Genomic DNA, 17,159 nt, shown 5'->3' on the forward strand with positions numbered 1-17,159 from the left:
GTGAAAAAAGCGATCTGCGCGATCCTTGCCGCCATCATCCTGCTCGCGGCCCACGCCCAAGTTGTATTTGCCGATCAGTCCATTACGGTTGTAACCAACGGGGGGAGAAAGACCTACAGTCCGGGGTACATCATGGCCGTCGCGGGGCGGGTAACAAATGACGGGGAAGCGACGCGCAACGCCGATGTTTTTCTTGAGATTTACCCTGCCGGTTCTCCCAACAGTATTAAGTATTACGCCGGCACAAAGAGTAATGAGAGCGGGTACTACATGACGGTCTTTACCGTGCCGTCAGACTTTTCCGACGGCGATTACACCATTGCAGCCCATACCGCCGAGGCTTCGGCAGAGAGTGACTTCTCGATGCCCTCCGATGCCCCGAAGGAAGTAGCATTTCTTGGCTCGGATCCCGAAGGGGTCACGGAAACGCCGACGGAGGTTATCCCCGTAAGCACGAATGCCCTGGCCCTGGCCTTTCAGGGCAACGTTAATTACTTTATTAACAATAAAGATATGCCGGGAGTAGTTATCGGGGCCAACGAAAATAATGAAGACTGCATCTCTCTCTACAAAGGAGAGGATAACACGCCTGTCTCTTTTGACGTGGAATTAATCGATGATCTTGCTGCGGGCAGCGCCACTATAAGCTATTATGATCTGAGTGAGACGCAGTTACAGACCCAAAGGCAATGCTGCCTGGTCCTCTCCCTTAATGAACAACTCGAGGAAAATACGCTCTATGCGGTAAAGATTGACGGAGACCTGTGTGCCAACAACGGGAGCAAACTGGGTGAGGATATAACGGTTTATTTCAAGACAGGCGATTCCACCACGTCCACGTCCACACCAGGGGGGACAAGTGGGGGGTCTTCACTCCCGGCAGCCATCCCTGCTTCGGATTTAGGCAAGACCGTCCAGAATGGCAATATAACAACCTTGCAGGTCGATACCGAGAAGGCGTCTGCTATTCTCAAGAAGGCTGACATGAGCGCCCTCGTGGTGGATATCTCGGAAATAGCGGCGGCAGGCGCGCAAAAAGCCGGGCGGTTTCCCGCGGCAGTGGTTGATCTGGCCATTGCCGAGCATAAGCCCATCGTGCTCCAGGACAGCGAAATAATCATGTATATCCCGCCCGAAGCATTGACGAAGGGCAAGGAAATGACGTTCAGCGTGATGCTCGCTTCGGACGAGACAGTGCAGAACGCACCGGGAGATACTGAAAGAAAAGCGGTTTACATCTTTAGCGCGTCTTCCGGCGTTACCGAGCTGCATAATTTTCAGCAGGCGGTTATGATGACCCTGCCTATTCCTGAGGATGTAAGCGCCCCGGACAAACTGGGGGTGTACTGCCTTAATGAAGAAAACAATCAATGGGAGTACATGGGCGGAAGAGTCCGGGACGGCAAGCTGGTATTCAGCGCCAGGCACTTCTCGACCTTCATGGTGGCTGAATCCCGGAAGACCTTTGCGGATATTGCCTCCCACTGGGCCAAGAGGGACATAGAGATAATGGCGGCCAGGCAGATTGTTAGCGGAGTAGGCAGTGATGAGTTTGCGCCGGACACTAAAATAAGCCGGGCGCAATTTGCCGCGCTGATTTGCCGGACCTTGAATCTGGCGGACAATGCGGCAGCTGATTTGTTTAACGATGTGCCTGCCACTGCGTGGTATGCCGATGATGTCTTGAAGGCGGCAAAAGCCGGCCTGGTTGTGGGCGCTGACGGCAAGTTCCGTCCCGACGACATGATTACCCGCCAGGAAATGGCTGCGATGATCCAGCGCGCATACAACTATGCCGGCGGCCAGGCGCCTGAATTGAAAGAAATCACATTCAGCGACAAAAGAAGCATCGACGCCTGGGCCTATGAGGCAGTGCGGACCGTATACAGCCTGGGGATCATTAACGGGCGCACCGACGGCAGCTTTGGTGCGGCTGACAATGCCACGCGCGCTGAAGGTGCGGTTATGCTGAAAAATATGATGGATAAGCTGGGACTGTAATCTGTCCATCGGTTGCTCATGCCAGGCCCGGTGCAGGATTACAGGCCGGTATTAACACCTGCGCTGAATCATGCTATAATTTGTTAAGGTTTGTTTTGTTATGTTATGTTGTTTTCCCCCGTAAGCGGCACGAGTACTTACGGGGTTATCCGTATTCTTTCGCAAAACAAAATGCGTAGTGAATATTAACAACTGGCGCAATCGCAAGCAAAAAGTTAAAAGGTGATGATGCGCTATCAACTCGCCGGGAATCCAGTTAATAAACGTCAGCAAAGAATATGCCGGCAGCCAGGGCGGCAAAATCCGCGCTTTAAAAGCTGTGAATTTATCCATAAAGCCAGGTGAATTCGTGGGCATCGCCGGGAAGAACGGCTCCGGCAAAACCACCCTGGCCCGTTTGCTGAACGGCCTGCTGCTTCCTTCCGCCGGCAGCGTCATGGTTAACGGCATGGACACTCGCCAGCGGCGCCATATCAGAGAGATACGCCGCCAGGTGGCCATGGTTTTTCAGAATCCGGACAACCAGTTGGTTAGTCCGGTTATCGAGGAGGAAATAGCTTTCGGGCCGGAAAATCTGAACCTGCCGCTGCGGGAAATTGAAATTCGCGTGGAAGAGGCCTTGCAGATCGTGGGGCTGGAGGAACTGCGGCATAAGTCGCCGCACATGCTGTCCGGGGGCCAGAAGCAGCGGGTGGCCATAGCGGCGGCCCTGGCCATGCGGCCTGCCTGTCTTGTGCTGGATGAACCGACCTCCATGCTGGACCAGACCTGCAGGCAGGGAATTCTCGACTACCTGCGGGAGCTGAACAACCGGCAGGGGATCACCATCATCTTGATTTCCCACAATATGGAGGACCTGGCCGGGGCCGGCCGGATCATCGTGCTGCAGGAAGGGAGTATTGTCCGTGACGCGCCGCCATGGGAAATATTCAACCAGGCCGGTCAAACTCTTGATTTAAAGCCACCGAATATTGTGCGTCTGGCTCAAATGCTCAGAAAGCGCGGCTGCCTGCTGGACGAACGGATCAGCACTTTGGAGCAGATGGAGAACAGTATATGCCGGTTATTGAAATCAACAACTTGAGCTATGCATATAATGGCGGGACGCCAGACGAGAAAAAGGTTCTCGATAATATCACCTTGTCGGTGGAAAAAGGTGAATTTCTGGGGATTATCGGCGCCAACGGTTCCGGCAAGTCAACCCTGATTCAGCATTTTAACGGTCTTTTATACCCTCAATCCGGAAGCATATCCGTGCTGGGCTTTGATACGCGGGATAAGCACTACGGGTCGCAGCTGTGGAAGTATGTGGGTATGGTGTTCCAGTTTCCTGAACAGCAAATTTTTGAAGCGACAGTATACGACGAGCTGGCCTATGGGCTGAGCAATATGGAGTTGGATAGGGCGGAAATTGAGGTCCGGGTTGATGAAGCCCTGGCAAACGTGGGGCTTGTTCCGGAACAGGTGCGCGCCGTTTCACCGCTGTGTTTGAGCGGCGGGATGCGGCGCCGCATCGCTATTGCCAGCATTCTGGCGATGAAGCCGGATATCCTGGTCCTGGATGAACCCATGGCAGGCTTGGATCCCGAGGGGTGCGCCCATATTCTTGCTGCCATTAAAAGATATCGGCAAGAACAGGATGTTACCGTCATTATGGTTTCCCATTACATCAACGAGCTCATCGTTCTGTCGGACCGCGTCGCTCTGCTTGATAACGGCCGCCTGCGGGCGTGGGGACCGGCCAGGGAGCTTTTGGCGCGCGATGATTTGCCGAACTATGACCTGCTGCTGCCGGATTACCTGAAATTACTGCATAATTTAAAAAAACGGGGGTTGAAAGTGAAAACCGGGGTTTTGACCGTGGAAGAAGCTGCCGGCGAGATTGGCAGGGTCCTGGAGAGGATTAAATGTTGAGAAGAATGAAGTTGGGAAAATACGTACCCGGCAATTCTTTAATTCATCGATTGGACCCGCGCACCAAGCTTCTGGGGGGGCTGATCGTAGTTACAGCCATACTGGTCAATTATAACTGGCCGGTGCTCCTGCTCAACACGGGCTTGATTTTTATGGTGATTTTCCTGTCGGAAATAAATTTGCCGTCAGTCTTGCGCGGGATTAAATGGCTATGGATTATTTTTATTTTTAGTTTTCTGGCGCAATGCGTATATACCCAGGGAAATCCCCTGTTCAGCCTGGGACCGCTGACAGTGACCATAGAAGGAGTATACCGGGGACTGGCTACATTCTTGCGCCTGCTTATCCTGTTCCTTAGTTCCACCATCCTGACCATGACTACTTCGCCCATGAAGATGGCCGGGGGGCTGGAGGCTTTGTTCGCTCCCTTGACCCGCCTCAGGGTGCCGGTAAATCAGTTTGCCATGCTGGTGACGATTTCTCTAAGATTCATCCCCACTCTGATAGAAGAGGCGGAGACCGTCACCAAAGCTCAGAAATCCCGGGGGGCGCCATTTGCGTCACCGAAGAAGCTGGTGCGTTTAAAAACTTTGCTGGCAGTGCTCATACCTCTGGTGGCGGGTTCGCTGCAGCGGGCCACCGACCTGGCCGTGGCTATGGAAAGCAGGTGCTACACAGGGGGGCCGCATCACAGCCGGACCAAAAACCTGCGCTTCGGCCGCCGTGATCTGGCGGCGCTGGCCATAACAGCCGCGGTAAGTATTTTGCCGCTGCTGTATATATACTGCGCGGCCTTGCCGGTGCAGTCACTGCAAAATTTACGTTAGCTCTTCTTGTTACCCGTTGTGGAGGGTGAAATAAAACCACAGGAAGAAAGGAAAGGGAAATGTGACAAACGGGAAAATGCGGCGGCGATCAGGACTGCTTGCCCTGCTGCTGTTCACGGTCCTTCTGAGCGCTTTACCGTTAGCCGCCTACGGAGATAATGACGACGGGCCAGGAAACGATCAGGGTGTTTTTAAACCACTGGGCCTTGTCTCAGCAACGCTTGATAACGGAACCAGTATCATCAAGGCAGATAATGTACCGCTGAAACCAAAGATCACCATGCAATTTGACAAGAATGTCGTGAGTTTGATCTACTGGGAAAAAAACAAACGTTGTTTTCATCTCTATGATGAAAACGGCAAAGAGCTGGCGCTTATCTTAAGCAAAATTAATGACACGGTAGATTTTACCAAAAGGCAGTATATCTGGGTGGAACCGGCTGGGCAGCTTGCTCCGGGGACCGGCTACAGGTTATATGTCGCCCCGGATTTGGTGGCAAAAAACGGCGGTTCCACGCTTTCCATGACCACCGACAACCAAGGGGTTACGATCAGGTTTAAAACGGCCGGTGAAAAAATAAGGCAAATTTCCGGGCCGGCCATTGCAGCGGAAGATGCTCCGCCTGACGCCGCGGCGGGCAGCGCAGGCGCCGCGCTGGCGGACAACAAGATAACCGGCGGTGCGGGCGCCGCATCAACCACCAGTACAGTAACTGGCAGCACAGGTACAGAGCCGGCACCCGATGCCGCGCCGGAAGATACTCCTGTAACTGGTGGCAGCGCGGCAGCAAGCAAACCACTCGCTGAAGCTGATTTGGACCAGCCAAATGAAGCGGCGCCGGGCGAGGCGGACGCCGCCAAGTTTGCAGCCGTTCAGCGGGGCCGGCGGCTGCAGAATATTGTGGCCGCGGCATCAGGCATTCTGCTGGCGGGCTGGGCAGCCGTGGAAGTCTCCCGCAGAAAGAAAAAAGGATAGCGAGGAGACAACATGACTGTTAACAAGCGGATAATCGCCGGCATCCTGCTCCTTATCCTGATAGTTGGGGGGTCTTACTTTTTCGAACAGATTACCAAAGCTCAAGGAAGCCGGAACGGCAGGCTTGTGCCTGTAATACAACACGATGAAACCACTGCTTATCTGGACGCCGGCGTAATCAGACAATTGGGCCGGCAGGAGCAGGAAATGAATAAAGACGCGGGCGAAACCGGCGATAATGGTGATAATGAAGTATCGCTGGGTTTCGTGCTTGGTTCGGCGGGGGTCGCTGGTTATCAATACATCGAGGTGAGCGGGGCGGGCGACAGTGAAGATATCAAGCTGGGGCCACGGGATATCGGCGGTATTGTCCTGTCTTCAAACAGCAACAGTACCTTTGCCATGGCAGACAAAGCAGGCGGAAATCGTGTCATTATTAAAGAAGTCGCCAAAATTTATGTCGCCGATTGATATGATAAGAGGTGTGGCTGATTATGCTGGACATGGAGAAGGAAGAAATGTCCGCTGACTTAAAAACTCCGGCGGACAGTTTTATTTTTAATATAGGCCTGGCCGACGCGATCAGGTTAACCATGTTCGGGACTCTGATAAGCGTCAGCAGGTTTGTGTTCCAACTGCCTATAGGCATGCCGGGCCATACCAGCGTATACTGGATGGGCTTGCTGATGCTGGGAAAAGGACTGATCCCCAAATTTGGCGCGGGGACCATCATGGGCATCGTTTCGGGAGTGCTGGCCATCGTCTTCGGTCTGGGCAAAGAGGGACCTTTGCTGGCTTTCAAGTGCATCGTGCCAGGGGTTTTGCTGGATATTCTGGCCATACTGTTTCTTAACAAGCTGGAATCCATATGGGTGGGTGTCATTATCGGGGCTTTGCTCAGCTGGTCCAAGCTGCTGACCAGCATTGCCCTGGGTGTCATCCTTGACATACCGGTGGTATTTCTGGCGGTGGGATTCGGTTACGCTGCCTTGCTGCACGTCATTTTCGGCGCTGCGGGGGGAGTGCTGGCGGCGATGCTGATCAAACGATTGAAGCCGCGCCTGGCCTCATCCTGGCAGACCTGACCTGCGGCGAGACGCCGGCAAAGACGCAAAGAAGGTATAGAAGATATAAAAGAGATATATTAGACGGGGTGTGTGAAATGAAAATATATGTAGGGATTGATGACACCGACAGTATCGAGCAGGGAGCGACCGGGGAGACGGCCAAGCAGATTATCAGGATTATTGAAGAACGGCGCTGGGGAAACTGCCAGGGGCTGACCCGCCATCAGCTGCTTTTGCACCCGGACATAGCCTATACTTCCCACAATAGCTCCATGTGCTTTACCGCTGAAATTGAAACCGCCAGTCTGGAACCTCTGATCGAGGCAGCCGCCGGGTGCCTGGAGCGGGACAGCGCGCCCGGTTCCGATCCCGGCCTTTGCGTAGCGGCGGAGGAGCAACTGCGGGATGTTGAGAGCCTGATCGCTTATGGTTATGAGACAAAAAAGAGGATCATAACCAAAGGGGAAGCCTATGAATTAGCCGGAAAACTAGGTGTCCACCTGTCTGAACACGGTGGCGCCGGTATCGGCGTGATTGGGGCGCTGGCCGGCGTCGGCCTGAGAATGACCAATAACGACGGGCGCTTCCAGGGCAGGCTGGAACTCAAAGTTCCCGGAGCCATCATAAATGTGACTGAGATATTATGCAGCAACCTGGTGGAAAGGGTGCAGAGTGTGGACGGCTACGTTCTGAACAAAAATGAAGAGGTGCGGCTGGGACACAAATTAAAGACCGTGCTGCTGGGAGGAAAACGCACCCTGCTGGTTTACCGCCGGGAAGGCGCGCTGGTTTGGAAAACCTGTACCAACGCCCACCTGGAGCATTATTGAGGTGATGAACATGGATGACTGGATAAAAAAAAATAAAAGGGGCCAAGTCCGGTTTAGAGGCGGCAGCCATGATTGGCTGCTGGCAGCCGGAATAGCGGGCAACTGCCCTCACTTTGTACTGGATGATGAGGACGAACTGCTGGCTGAAGAGGAAAGATCCTGCTACAACTGCCGGTTCAGGCGCTGGATTGACCGTTATTCTTTCGTCTGTATGAAGCGCTGAAGGTCCTGACAGAAAACAAGAAGGAAATATTGTGTTATGGAAAGTTATTTGTTCTTTTCTCTTTTAATGGTCTCGTGTATATATTTTATTTATACGGTTTACCGGCGGGTCTGTTATATCCGCCTGGGCAGGCCGGTTGAGCACGCCGGCCTGCCGCGCCGGCGCTGGAAGTATTTTGCCGCCAACGTATTGGGACAGAAAAAGATCCGCCGTTATCCACTCTTCGGCTTGTGTCACGCTTTCATCATGTACGGTTTTTTATGCCTGCTACCGGGTATTCCCGACATGGCCGCCGAAAGGCTTTTACACGCCGGAATCCCCTTTGTGGCAAACAACGTCCCGTACCTTTTTATAAAAGACCTGTTCATAGCACTGGTTATCGTGGGTATAACCGGCTGTCTCCTGCGGCGGACGGTCAGGAAACCGGAATGGCTGAAAAACGATATCGAAGCCATTGTTCTCCTCGTGCTCATTTTTACTGTCGTTTTAACCGAAGCGCTGTATCACGGGACTAATTTGGCGCTGCATTCAGGCAGCACCGCCCTTTGGCCCGCCCCTCTGGCCGGCGCTTTCTCCGGCTTATTCACCGGCATGCCGGCCGGAGCCATCGCAGCGGCGGCATCCATTTTCTGGTGGGCGCACTTTTTGGCAATTTTTTCTTTGCTTTGGATTATCCCCAACTCTAAACACCTGCACCTTATCTTTGCGCCTTTTAACACCTACTGGCATTCCCCGGAGCCCAGGGGGGCTATTAATACAATAAATCTGAAAGATGCGGACAACAAGACACTGGGAGTAGCCAAGATGGAGGATTTTACTTGGAAGCAGCTTTTTGAGGCTTACGCCTGCACAAAGTGCGGCCGCTGCAACGACCAGTGCCCGGCTTACCGGAGCGACGAACCGGTCAAGCCCAAGCCACTGCAGGGCCGTCTCCGCAAGCACATTGAAGAGAGGGCGCCGCTGCTGCTGAGGCAGAGATCAGGGCTGGGCGTTAAGCAGGCTGCTTCAGAGCAGGCGCAGGGGGTCTTAAAGAAAAAGGTCACCGGCAATGTCTTCAAAAAGGATTTCATCTGGAGCTGCGCCATGTGCGGCGGCTGCGAGGAAGCCTGCCCGGTATCCGTCGAACATACTGCCAAGATTATTGAAATGCGGCGTTACCTGGTCCTGGCCAAAAATGATTTTCCTGATGAGATGCGCCGGTATTTTGCCAATATCGAGTTGTACGGCAACCCGTGGGGAATGGACCGGAACGACAGCGCCGGCAGGCCGGCAGGCACCGGTATGCATACGATGGCAGAAGACAACAGCGCGGAGTATGTTTATTTCCCGGGCTGCGCCGCTTCTTTTGACGAAAGGGCCGGAAGTGCGGCAACAGCCCTGAGCAATTTAATGAAGAAAGCCGGCGTTTCTTTTGTAACTCTGGGCGCGGAAGAGTGGTGCTGCGGCGAAACAACGCGCAGGATGGGAAATGAGGCTCTCTTTCAGCGGATTGTAAAAAGCAACGTCAAGAAATGGCATGCGTTGGGCGTTCGGAAAATTATCACTTTATGTGCCCACTGCTACAACACTTTGAAAAATGAGTATCCCCTGTTCGGCGGCAAATGGGAAGTTATCCACCATTCCGTCCTGCTGGCCGGCCTGTTAAAAGAAGGCCGGCTGAAGCCCGTAAAAAGCAATAATATGACGATTACCTACCATGATTCCTGTTATCTCGGGCGTTACAACGATGTTTACCGCGAGCCGCGCGAAGTCCTGAGAGCATTGCCCGGCGTCAGGCTGGTGGAAATGCGGCGCTCGGAGAAATGGTCGTTTTGCTGCGGGGCGGGCGGAGGCCGTTTCTGGACCAAAGCCGCGACAGAAAATCTGATTGCCGCCAGCCTGGTGCAACAGGCAATCGCCACCCGCGCCTCCGCGCTTTGCACCGCCTGTCCGTACTGCAAGCTGCTAATGGAGGAGACGGTGGCCCGCCAGGGGACGCAGGAGCGAATTCAGGTCCTGGACATCGCCGAACTATTGGAAATGGCCATGTGATCCATCTAAGCAATCGATGAGCAATCTTGTTCACCGGTACCGTTGATGCTTGCGCCGCCGGTGGTGAAAGTGATAATTTTGTCGGTTCCCAACAGCTTTTGATTGCCGGCCTGAAGATTTTCGGAGATTGTCAGGACATACACGGTATTGCTCTGTAAGCCATGCTTGGGATGGATGATGATTTCTTTTTTCTTCTCGGAACTGTCACCCGGTTCAGCCATGATCACATCTATCTCGACGGGTTGTTTTTTGCTGTTCTCCAAAGAGAAGCACTGCATATTGTGGTCCCGCACCGTGTCCGTAATGACGTTGTTGGAAAAAGTCAGCTTGATATCCATATTAACCGGAATATTTTCGTCGCCGGGCGCTATATTGCTGCTGTCCAGTGCGAATGAAAGATAATCGCCGCACAGTTTCTTGTTAAAGGGCGTGATATCTATGATTTCGTGCGTTGAAAACATGATCGTGTGGTTTTCCTTCAGATATTTGTAGTTGTTGGCCTGCAAGAGCCTGGATATGTTCAACTTATATGCCCTGCCGTCGTTAAGCCGGGTCCGGGGCCTGACAACAAAGGTTCTTTCAGCTTTTCGCCCGAGCATTCTTTTGTTTCCGGGGATGACATCGATAGGCAATTCTTTCATCCCCTCGTCAAATAGATGGAAGCCCGCCATATTCCTCTGCGTGCCATCCGGGATCCGGTGATCCATGATGGCGGAAACATTGGCGGAGAAGACCACCTCAATTTCAAAGCCATCCTCAGCAGAGTGGTTAAGCTTAATCGCCTGCAGGGTTAACGGATTCTCCCCAGCCGCATATCCGGTTGACAGCGAGGCGATAAACAAATCAAGCGCGTCCACCTGTTCGGACGGAAGTTTTCTTATATTGCCGATAATCCGGTTGATCTTTAGCGATTCAGGTTCACTCAGCAACTCTTCACCGAGCAACTCGCCTAAACTCATCCCCAGCCCTTGTGATAGTTTTCTAAGGGTCTCAAGGGTCGGCTGCTTTTCTCCGGATTCAATTCTCCAGATAAAAGACTGACTCAGACCGGATTGTTTGGATAGCTTGGATGTTGAAAGCATCTGGCTTTCTCTAATCTGCCTCAAGCGGCTGCCAAAATTCATGGATATAGCGAACCTCCCGTTAGAATTATGCCATAATTTTTGACAATGAACAATATTTGTTTAGCTAATAAGACATCCATTCTATGAAGGCTGTACCGGCGGATGATGAAAAATTTACATGGTTTTTACCGCACACTGCTTACAAAAGCCAACCATAGTCCCTGCAGTCCACCACATAATCCACATACATATATACCATTGCTTTTTACCTGATGAATGAAACAAACGGTGTTTTCTTAACGGGAATCGACATAATACTACACTATATGTCAAATTGTCTTATTATTAGGCTATTGACATATTTATTATTAATAATTAGTCTTTTATTATTATATTGGAATTTGTAACATTTTTATCTATATTAACTTAACTTAACCATAATTACTACAAAATTAATTAATTTAAATAAGTTACTTTTACAAGGAGGTTGACACTTCTTGAATGTTCTAAGGGGTTTTAGTAAAGCAATTCTGTTATTATCACTGTTTTATTTTGCCGCATTATTACATCTTCCGGCTGCTGAAGCCATGACTGGTAGTGGTACAACCGCTGATCCCTTCATTATTACAACGCCTGGTGACCTGGATGCTGTTAGAAATAACCTAACTGCTTCCTATAAGTTGGCAAACAACATTGATTTAAACGGTATAACATGGACACCGATTACTGGATTTAAAGGTAATCTAGACGGAAACGGATATGGAATAAAAAACTTAACATCTACCACAAGAGGTCTTTTTTATAGTATCGCCGGGACTGCCAGCACTCACGCGACAATTAAGAACTTGACCTTAACTGTGAAATCAATTAACACCAGCTTAAGTTCGGTTGGTGGGTTAGTCGGAAGCGGTAGTTATCTTGATATCAGCAAAGTCGCCGTGCTGAACGCGGACGGCGGCACTGGAATTAATTCAACCAATACCTATATAGGCGGGATACTTGGTACTTCGGGAACTTCCACTACTATAACTGATTCTTACGCAATACTTCCGGTAAATAGTTCCAGTGACGCTGGCGGTTTAGTAGGCCATATAAATACAAGCCCTACTATAACACGCTGTTATTTTGCTGGTACTGTGACTGGAGAATCGAGTATTAATGGGTTGGCAGGCACTGCTGCCTTCACCAGTTCCTATTACGATAGCATAGTTGCTGGAATCGCCCCAGTTGATAAAGCGCAAATGAAATTGACTTCGGGAATGGTGCACCAAGCGACTTTTACCGGTTGGGACTTTACAAATATTTGGGCAATTGACGAAGGCAGTTCTTATCCTTACCTGAGAAACTTAGAAAAACCCGTAAACGTCACCAGTATAAATACAGGTGATGTGACTTCCGGGGCGGGAACATCCGCTGATCCGTATATAATTACAACTGCCCAACAACTAAATAATATTAGATATGACATTTACTCTTTTTATAAATTGGGGTATGACATTGACTTGGGCAGTACAATGTGGACACCGGTTCCTGACTTCCACGGTAATTTAGACGGAAACGGATACGGTATTAAAAACTTAACATCCACTACAAAAGGTCTCTTTGATACTGTCAAAGGGACTGCCAGCACTCACGCGATAATTAAGAACTTAAGTTTAACGATTAGTTCGGTAAATACAAGTTCAAGTACTGTTGGTGGCTTGGTTGGAAACAGCAGTTATCTTGATATCAGTGAAGTTGCCGTGCTGAACGCGGACAGTGGTGCTGGGGTTAATGCAAGCAAAACAAATATAGGCGGGATAATTGGCAGTTCGGGAACGGCCACTACTATAACCGATTCTTACGCAATACTGCCTGTGAATGGTTCTAGCTACGTTGGCGGTTTAGTTGGTAGTACAAGCACAAGTCCAATAATAACCCGCTGTTATTTTGCCGGAACAATTACTGGAGACTCGAGTGTTTACGGACTGGCGGGCAGCGCTACTTTCACCAGTTCTTATTACAACGGCGTAGTTGCTGGAATCGATCCCGTTGATAAAGCGTATATGAAATTGACTTCAGGAATGACCCATCAGGTAAATTATACCGGTTGGGATTTTACAAATACTTGGGCAATTGACGAAGGCAGTTCTTATCCTTACCTGAGAAACTTAGAAAAACCCATAAACGTCACCAGTATAAACACCGGTGATGTGCCTTCCGGGGCGGGAACGTCTGCCGAGCCGTATATAATTACAACTGCCCAACAACTAAATAATATTAGATATGACATTTACTCTTTTTATAAATTGGGGTATGACATTGACTTGGGTAGTACAATGTGGACACCGGTTCCTGACTTCCACGGTAATTTAGACGGAAACGGATACGGTATTAAAAACTTAACATCCACTACAAAAGGTCTCTTTGATACTGTCAAAGGGACTGCCAGCACTCACGCGATAATTAAGAACTTAAGTTTAACGATTAGTTCGGTAAATACAAGTTCAAGTACTGTTGGTGGCTTGGTCGGAAACAGCAGTTATCTTGATATCAGCGAAGTTGCCGTGCTGAACGCGGACAGTGGTGCTGGGGTTAATGCAAGCAAAACAAATATAGGCGGGATAATTGGCAGTTCGGGAACGGCCACTACTATAACCGATTCTTACGCAATACTGCCTGTGAATGGTTCTAGCTACGTTGGCGGTTTAGTTGGTAGTACAAGCACAAGTCCAATAATAACCCGCTGTTATTTTGCCGGAACAATTACTGGAGACTCGAGTGTTTACGGACTGGCGGGTAGCGCTACTTTCACCAGTTCCTATTACGACGGCGTAGTTGCCGGGATCGCCCCAGTTGATAAAACGCAAATGAAATTGACTTCGGGAATGACTTACCAAGTGAATTATACCGGTTGGGATTTTACAAATACTTGGGCAATTGACGAAGGTGGTTCTTATCCTTACCTGTTAAAATTAGAAAAACCTATTAACGTTACCAGTATTGATACCAGTGATGTGCCTGCCTGGGCGGGGACATCTGCTGATCCGTATGTAATTACAACTGCCCAGCAGCTTAATAATATTAGGTATGATATTTACGCTTTTTATAAATTAGGCAATGACATTGATTTAAGCGGTACAATGTGGACATCGATTCCTGACTTCCATGGCAATTTTGACGGAAACGGATATGGTATTGAAAATTTAACATCCACTACGAAAGGCCTTTTTGATAGTGTCACCGGTACTTCCAGTACTCACGCGGTAATTAAGAACTTAAAATTAACTATTCAATCAATAGATACAAGTTTAAGTACAGTTGGCGGGTTGGTTGGAAGCAGCAGTTATCTTGATATCAGCGAAGTTGCCGTGCTGGATGCGGATAGCGGCACGGGAATTAATGCAAGCAAAACAAATATAGGCGGAATACTTGGCAGTTCGGGAACTGCCACTACCATTATTGATTCTTATGCCATACTGCCGGTGAATGGCTCTAGTAAAGTTGGCGGTTTAGTTGGTTATACAAGCACAAGTCCAATAATAACCCGCTGTTACTTCGCTGGTACAGTTGCCGGAGATTCGAGTGTTTATGGATTGGCGGGCAGCGCCACATACACCAGTTCCTATTATGATTCAACGGTTGCTGGAATATCTACGGGTACCGGAGCGAAAACAACCGAGGAGATGAAACAAAAAGCTACATTTATCGGTTGGGATTTTGATAATTTGTGGAATATAGATGAAGGTGTTACTTATCCTTATTTATGGTCAGACACTGCGCCGGGAACTAATTCGTATATAATTACGACTGCCCAACAGCTTAATGATATTAGAGATGATATTTACGCTTCTTATCAATTAGGGAATGACATTGACTTGGGCGGTACAACGTGGACACCGATTCCCCGCTTCCATGGTAATTTTGATGGAAACGGATATAGCATTAAAAACTTAACCTCCACTACAAAAGGTCTTTTTGACAGTGTCACCGGGACTTCCCGTGCTCACGCGACAATTAAGGACTTAACCATAACTGTAAATTCAATTAACACCAGTTCAAGTACGGTTGGCGGGCTGGTTGGAAGCAGCAGTTATCTTGATATCAGCGAAGTTGCCGTGCTGAATGCAAACAGTGGTACGGGAATTAATACAAACAAAACCAATATAGGTGGGATACTTGGCAGTGCGGGAACTTCCACTACCATAACCGATTCCTACGCAATACTGCCGGTGAATGGTTCCAGCAAAGTTGGCGGTTTGGTTGGCTACACAAGCACAAGTCCAATAATAACCCGCTGTTATTTCGCCGGAACAGTAACTGGTAATTCGAGTATTTACGGGCTGGCAGGCAGCGCCAATTTCACCAGTACCTATTATGACGGCGTAGTTGCCGGAATCAACCCCGTTGATAAAGCGCAAATGAAATTGACCTCGGGAATGACTCATCAGGCAATTTATACTGGTTGGGACTTTACAAATACTTGGGCAATTGATGAAGGTAGTTCTTATCCTTACTTGAGAAAGTTTGAAAAACCTGTAAACGTCACCATCATAAACATCAGTGATGTGCCTTCCGGGGCGGGAACCTCCGCTGATCCGTATATAATTGCCACTGCCCAGCAGCTTAATAATATTAGGTATGATATTTACGCTTTCTATAAATTAGGCAATGACATTGATTTAAACAGTACGACGTGGACATCGATTCCTGACTTCCATGGCAATTTTGATGGAAACGGATATGGTATTAAAAACTTAACCTCCACTACAAAAGGTTTTTTTGATAGTGTCAAAGGAAAAGCCAGTAATCACGCGATAATTAAGAACTTAACCTTAACGATTAAATTAGTAAATACAAGTGCAAATAACGTTGGTGGGTTAGTTGGGAGCGGTAGTTATCTTGATATCAGCAAAGGTGCCGTGCTGAATGCGGATAGTGGCACTGGCATCAACTCAAGCAGTTCGAATATAGGCGGGATTATTGGCAATGCGGGATCTAACACTACCATGACCGATTCATACGCAATATTGCCGGTAAATGGTTCCAGCTACGTTGGCGGTTTAGTTGGTTATACAAGTACGAATCCAATAATAACCCGCTGTTATTCCGCTGGAACAGTTACTGGAAATTCGAGTGTTTATGGACTGACAGACAGTGCCACTTTCACCAGTTCCTATTACAACGGCGTGGTTGCCGGAATCGACCCAGCTGATAAAGCGCAAATGAAATTGACCTCAGGAATGACTCATGAGGCAATTTATATCGGTTGGGACTTTACCAATACCTGGGCAATTGACGAAGGTAGTTCTTATCCTTACCTGAGAAACTTAGAAAAACCTGTAAATGTGACCAGTATAAATACCAGTGATGTGCCTTCCGGGACGGGGACGTCTGCTGATCCGTATATAATTACAACTGCCCAACAGCTTAATAATATTAGATATGATATATACGCTTTCTATAAATTAGGTAATGACATTGACTTAGACAATACAACGTGGACATCAGTTCCCGACTTCCATGGCAATTTTGACGGAAATGGATATATTATTAAGAACTTGACATCCATTACAAGAGGTCTTTTTGATAGTGTCAAAGGGACTTCCAGTAATCACGCAATTATTAAGAATTTAACCTTGACGGTTAAATCGGTAGATACAAGTTTAAGTAGTGTTGGTGGGTTGGTTGGAAACGGCAGTTATTTCAATATTAGCGTAGTTGCCGTACTGAACGCGGACAGTGGTACCGGAATTAATTCAAGCAGTAGTAAAATAGGCGGAATAATTGGCAGCGCGGGATCTACCAGCACCATAACCGATTCTTACGCGATACTGCCGTTGAATGGTTACGGTCATGTTGGCGGTTTGGCTGGTTATATTAATACAAGTACATCTCCAAGACCGGTAATAACCCGCTGTTATTTCGCCGGAACAGTTGCTGGGAATTCGAGCGTTTATGGACTGGCGGACGGTGCTACCTTCATAAGTTCCTATTATGATTCAACTGTTGCCGGAATATCTACAGGCACTGGGGCTAAGACAACCGAGGAGATGAAACAACAAGCAACATTTGTTGGTTGGGATTTTGTGCATATATGGTATATGGATGAAGGCGTCATACGGTGCTCCCCATTGTCAAGACAAATTTTTGGCTGACTTAAGTTAGGTCCTCCTTTCCTGGTGTTTATAGATATTCTTAATTCAGAACCACTACCTTTGGGGATGTCAAGGGCGAGCTTTGCTCG

General features: G+C 49.0%; 12 protein-coding genes. 11 read left to right on the forward strand and 1 reads right to left on the reverse strand.

What is annotated here, in order from left to right; translation table 11 throughout:
• The 10 genes from L9W92_RS19180 to L9W92_RS12325 all read left to right on the forward strand — a co-directional run bounded on the left by L9W92_RS19180 (position 1) and on the right by L9W92_RS12325 (position 9,869).
• Positions 1–2,001, forward strand: coding sequence for an S-layer homology domain-containing protein (locus tag L9W92_RS19180; protein ID WP_240084043.1), 2,001 nt, complete (start codon positions 1–3; stop codon positions 1,999–2,001).
• Positions 2,002–2,302: 301 nt separating this feature from the next.
• Positions 2,303–3,085, forward strand: a complete 783-nt coding sequence (locus tag L9W92_RS12285) for an energy-coupling factor transporter ATPase (RefSeq protein ID WP_240084057.1) — start codon at positions 2,303–2,305, stop codon at positions 3,083–3,085.
• Positions 3,058–3,915 carry an ATP-binding cassette domain-containing protein gene (locus L9W92_RS12290; RefSeq protein ID WP_240084044.1) on the forward strand — a complete coding sequence of 286 codons (858 nt, stop codon included), beginning with the start codon at positions 3,058–3,060 and terminating at the stop codon, positions 3,913–3,915. Before L9W92_RS12285 ends, L9W92_RS12290 begins: the two co-directional genes overlap by 28 nt.
• The gene (locus L9W92_RS12295; RefSeq protein ID WP_240084045.1) at positions 3,909–4,742 is read left to right on the forward strand and encodes an energy-coupling factor transporter transmembrane component T family protein; all 834 of its coding nucleotides are present in this window, start codon (positions 3,909–3,911) and stop codon (positions 4,740–4,742) included. The genes L9W92_RS12290 and L9W92_RS12295 overlap by 7 nt, the downstream gene beginning before the upstream one ends.
• A 76-nt stretch (positions 4,743–4,818) precedes the next feature.
• Positions 4,819–5,718, forward strand: a complete 900-nt coding sequence (locus tag L9W92_RS12300) for an Ig-like domain-containing domain (RefSeq protein ID WP_240084046.1) — start codon at positions 4,819–4,821, stop codon at positions 5,716–5,718.
• A 12-nt stretch (positions 5,719–5,730) separates the two neighbouring features.
• Complete coding sequence (locus L9W92_RS12305) at positions 5,731–6,189, forward strand: hypothetical protein (protein ID WP_240084047.1); 459 nt, start codon at positions 5,731–5,733, stop codon at positions 6,187–6,189.
• Between the two features lie 23 nt (positions 6,190–6,212).
• Positions 6,213–6,803, forward strand: a complete 591-nt coding sequence (locus L9W92_RS12310) for a hypothetical protein (protein WP_240084048.1) — start codon at positions 6,213–6,215, stop codon at positions 6,801–6,803.
• 77 nt (positions 6,804–6,880) lie between these two features.
• Positions 6,881–7,615 carry a hypothetical protein gene (locus tag L9W92_RS12315; RefSeq protein ID WP_240084049.1) on the forward strand — a complete coding sequence of 245 codons (735 nt, stop codon included), beginning with the start codon at positions 6,881–6,883 and terminating at the stop codon, positions 7,613–7,615.
• A 4-nt stretch (positions 7,616–7,619) separates the two neighbouring features.
• Positions 7,620–7,838 carry a hypothetical protein gene (locus L9W92_RS12320; protein WP_240084058.1) on the forward strand — a complete coding sequence of 73 codons (219 nt, stop codon included), beginning with the start codon at positions 7,620–7,622 and terminating at the stop codon, positions 7,836–7,838.
• Between the two features lie 36 nt (positions 7,839–7,874).
• Positions 7,875–9,869, forward strand: a complete 1,995-nt coding sequence (locus tag L9W92_RS12325; RefSeq protein WP_240084050.1) for a (Fe-S)-binding protein — start codon at positions 7,875–7,877, stop codon at positions 9,867–9,869.
• 5 nt (positions 9,870–9,874) lie between these two features.
• Here L9W92_RS12325 and L9W92_RS12330 read toward each other — a convergent pair whose 3' ends face one another.
• The gene (locus L9W92_RS12330) at positions 9,875–10,993 is read right to left on the reverse strand and encodes an Ig-like domain-containing protein (RefSeq protein ID WP_240084051.1); all 1,119 of its coding nucleotides are present in this window, start codon (positions 10,991–10,993) and stop codon (positions 9,875–9,877) included.
• A gap of 437 nt (positions 10,994–11,430) precedes the next feature.
• Here L9W92_RS12330 and L9W92_RS12335 point away from each other — a divergent pair, with 437 nt between their 5' ends.
• Complete coding sequence (locus L9W92_RS12335) at positions 11,431–17,070, forward strand: GLUG motif-containing protein (RefSeq protein ID WP_240084052.1); 5,640 nt, start codon at positions 11,431–11,433, stop codon at positions 17,068–17,070.
• Positions 17,071–17,159 lie beyond the last annotated feature (89 nt).

The sequence above is a fragment of the Pelotomaculum terephthalicicum JT genome (assembly GCF_022410535.1).
GTDB lineage: Bacteria > Bacillota > Desulfotomaculia > Desulfotomaculales > Pelotomaculaceae > Pelotomaculum_D > Pelotomaculum_D terephthalicicum.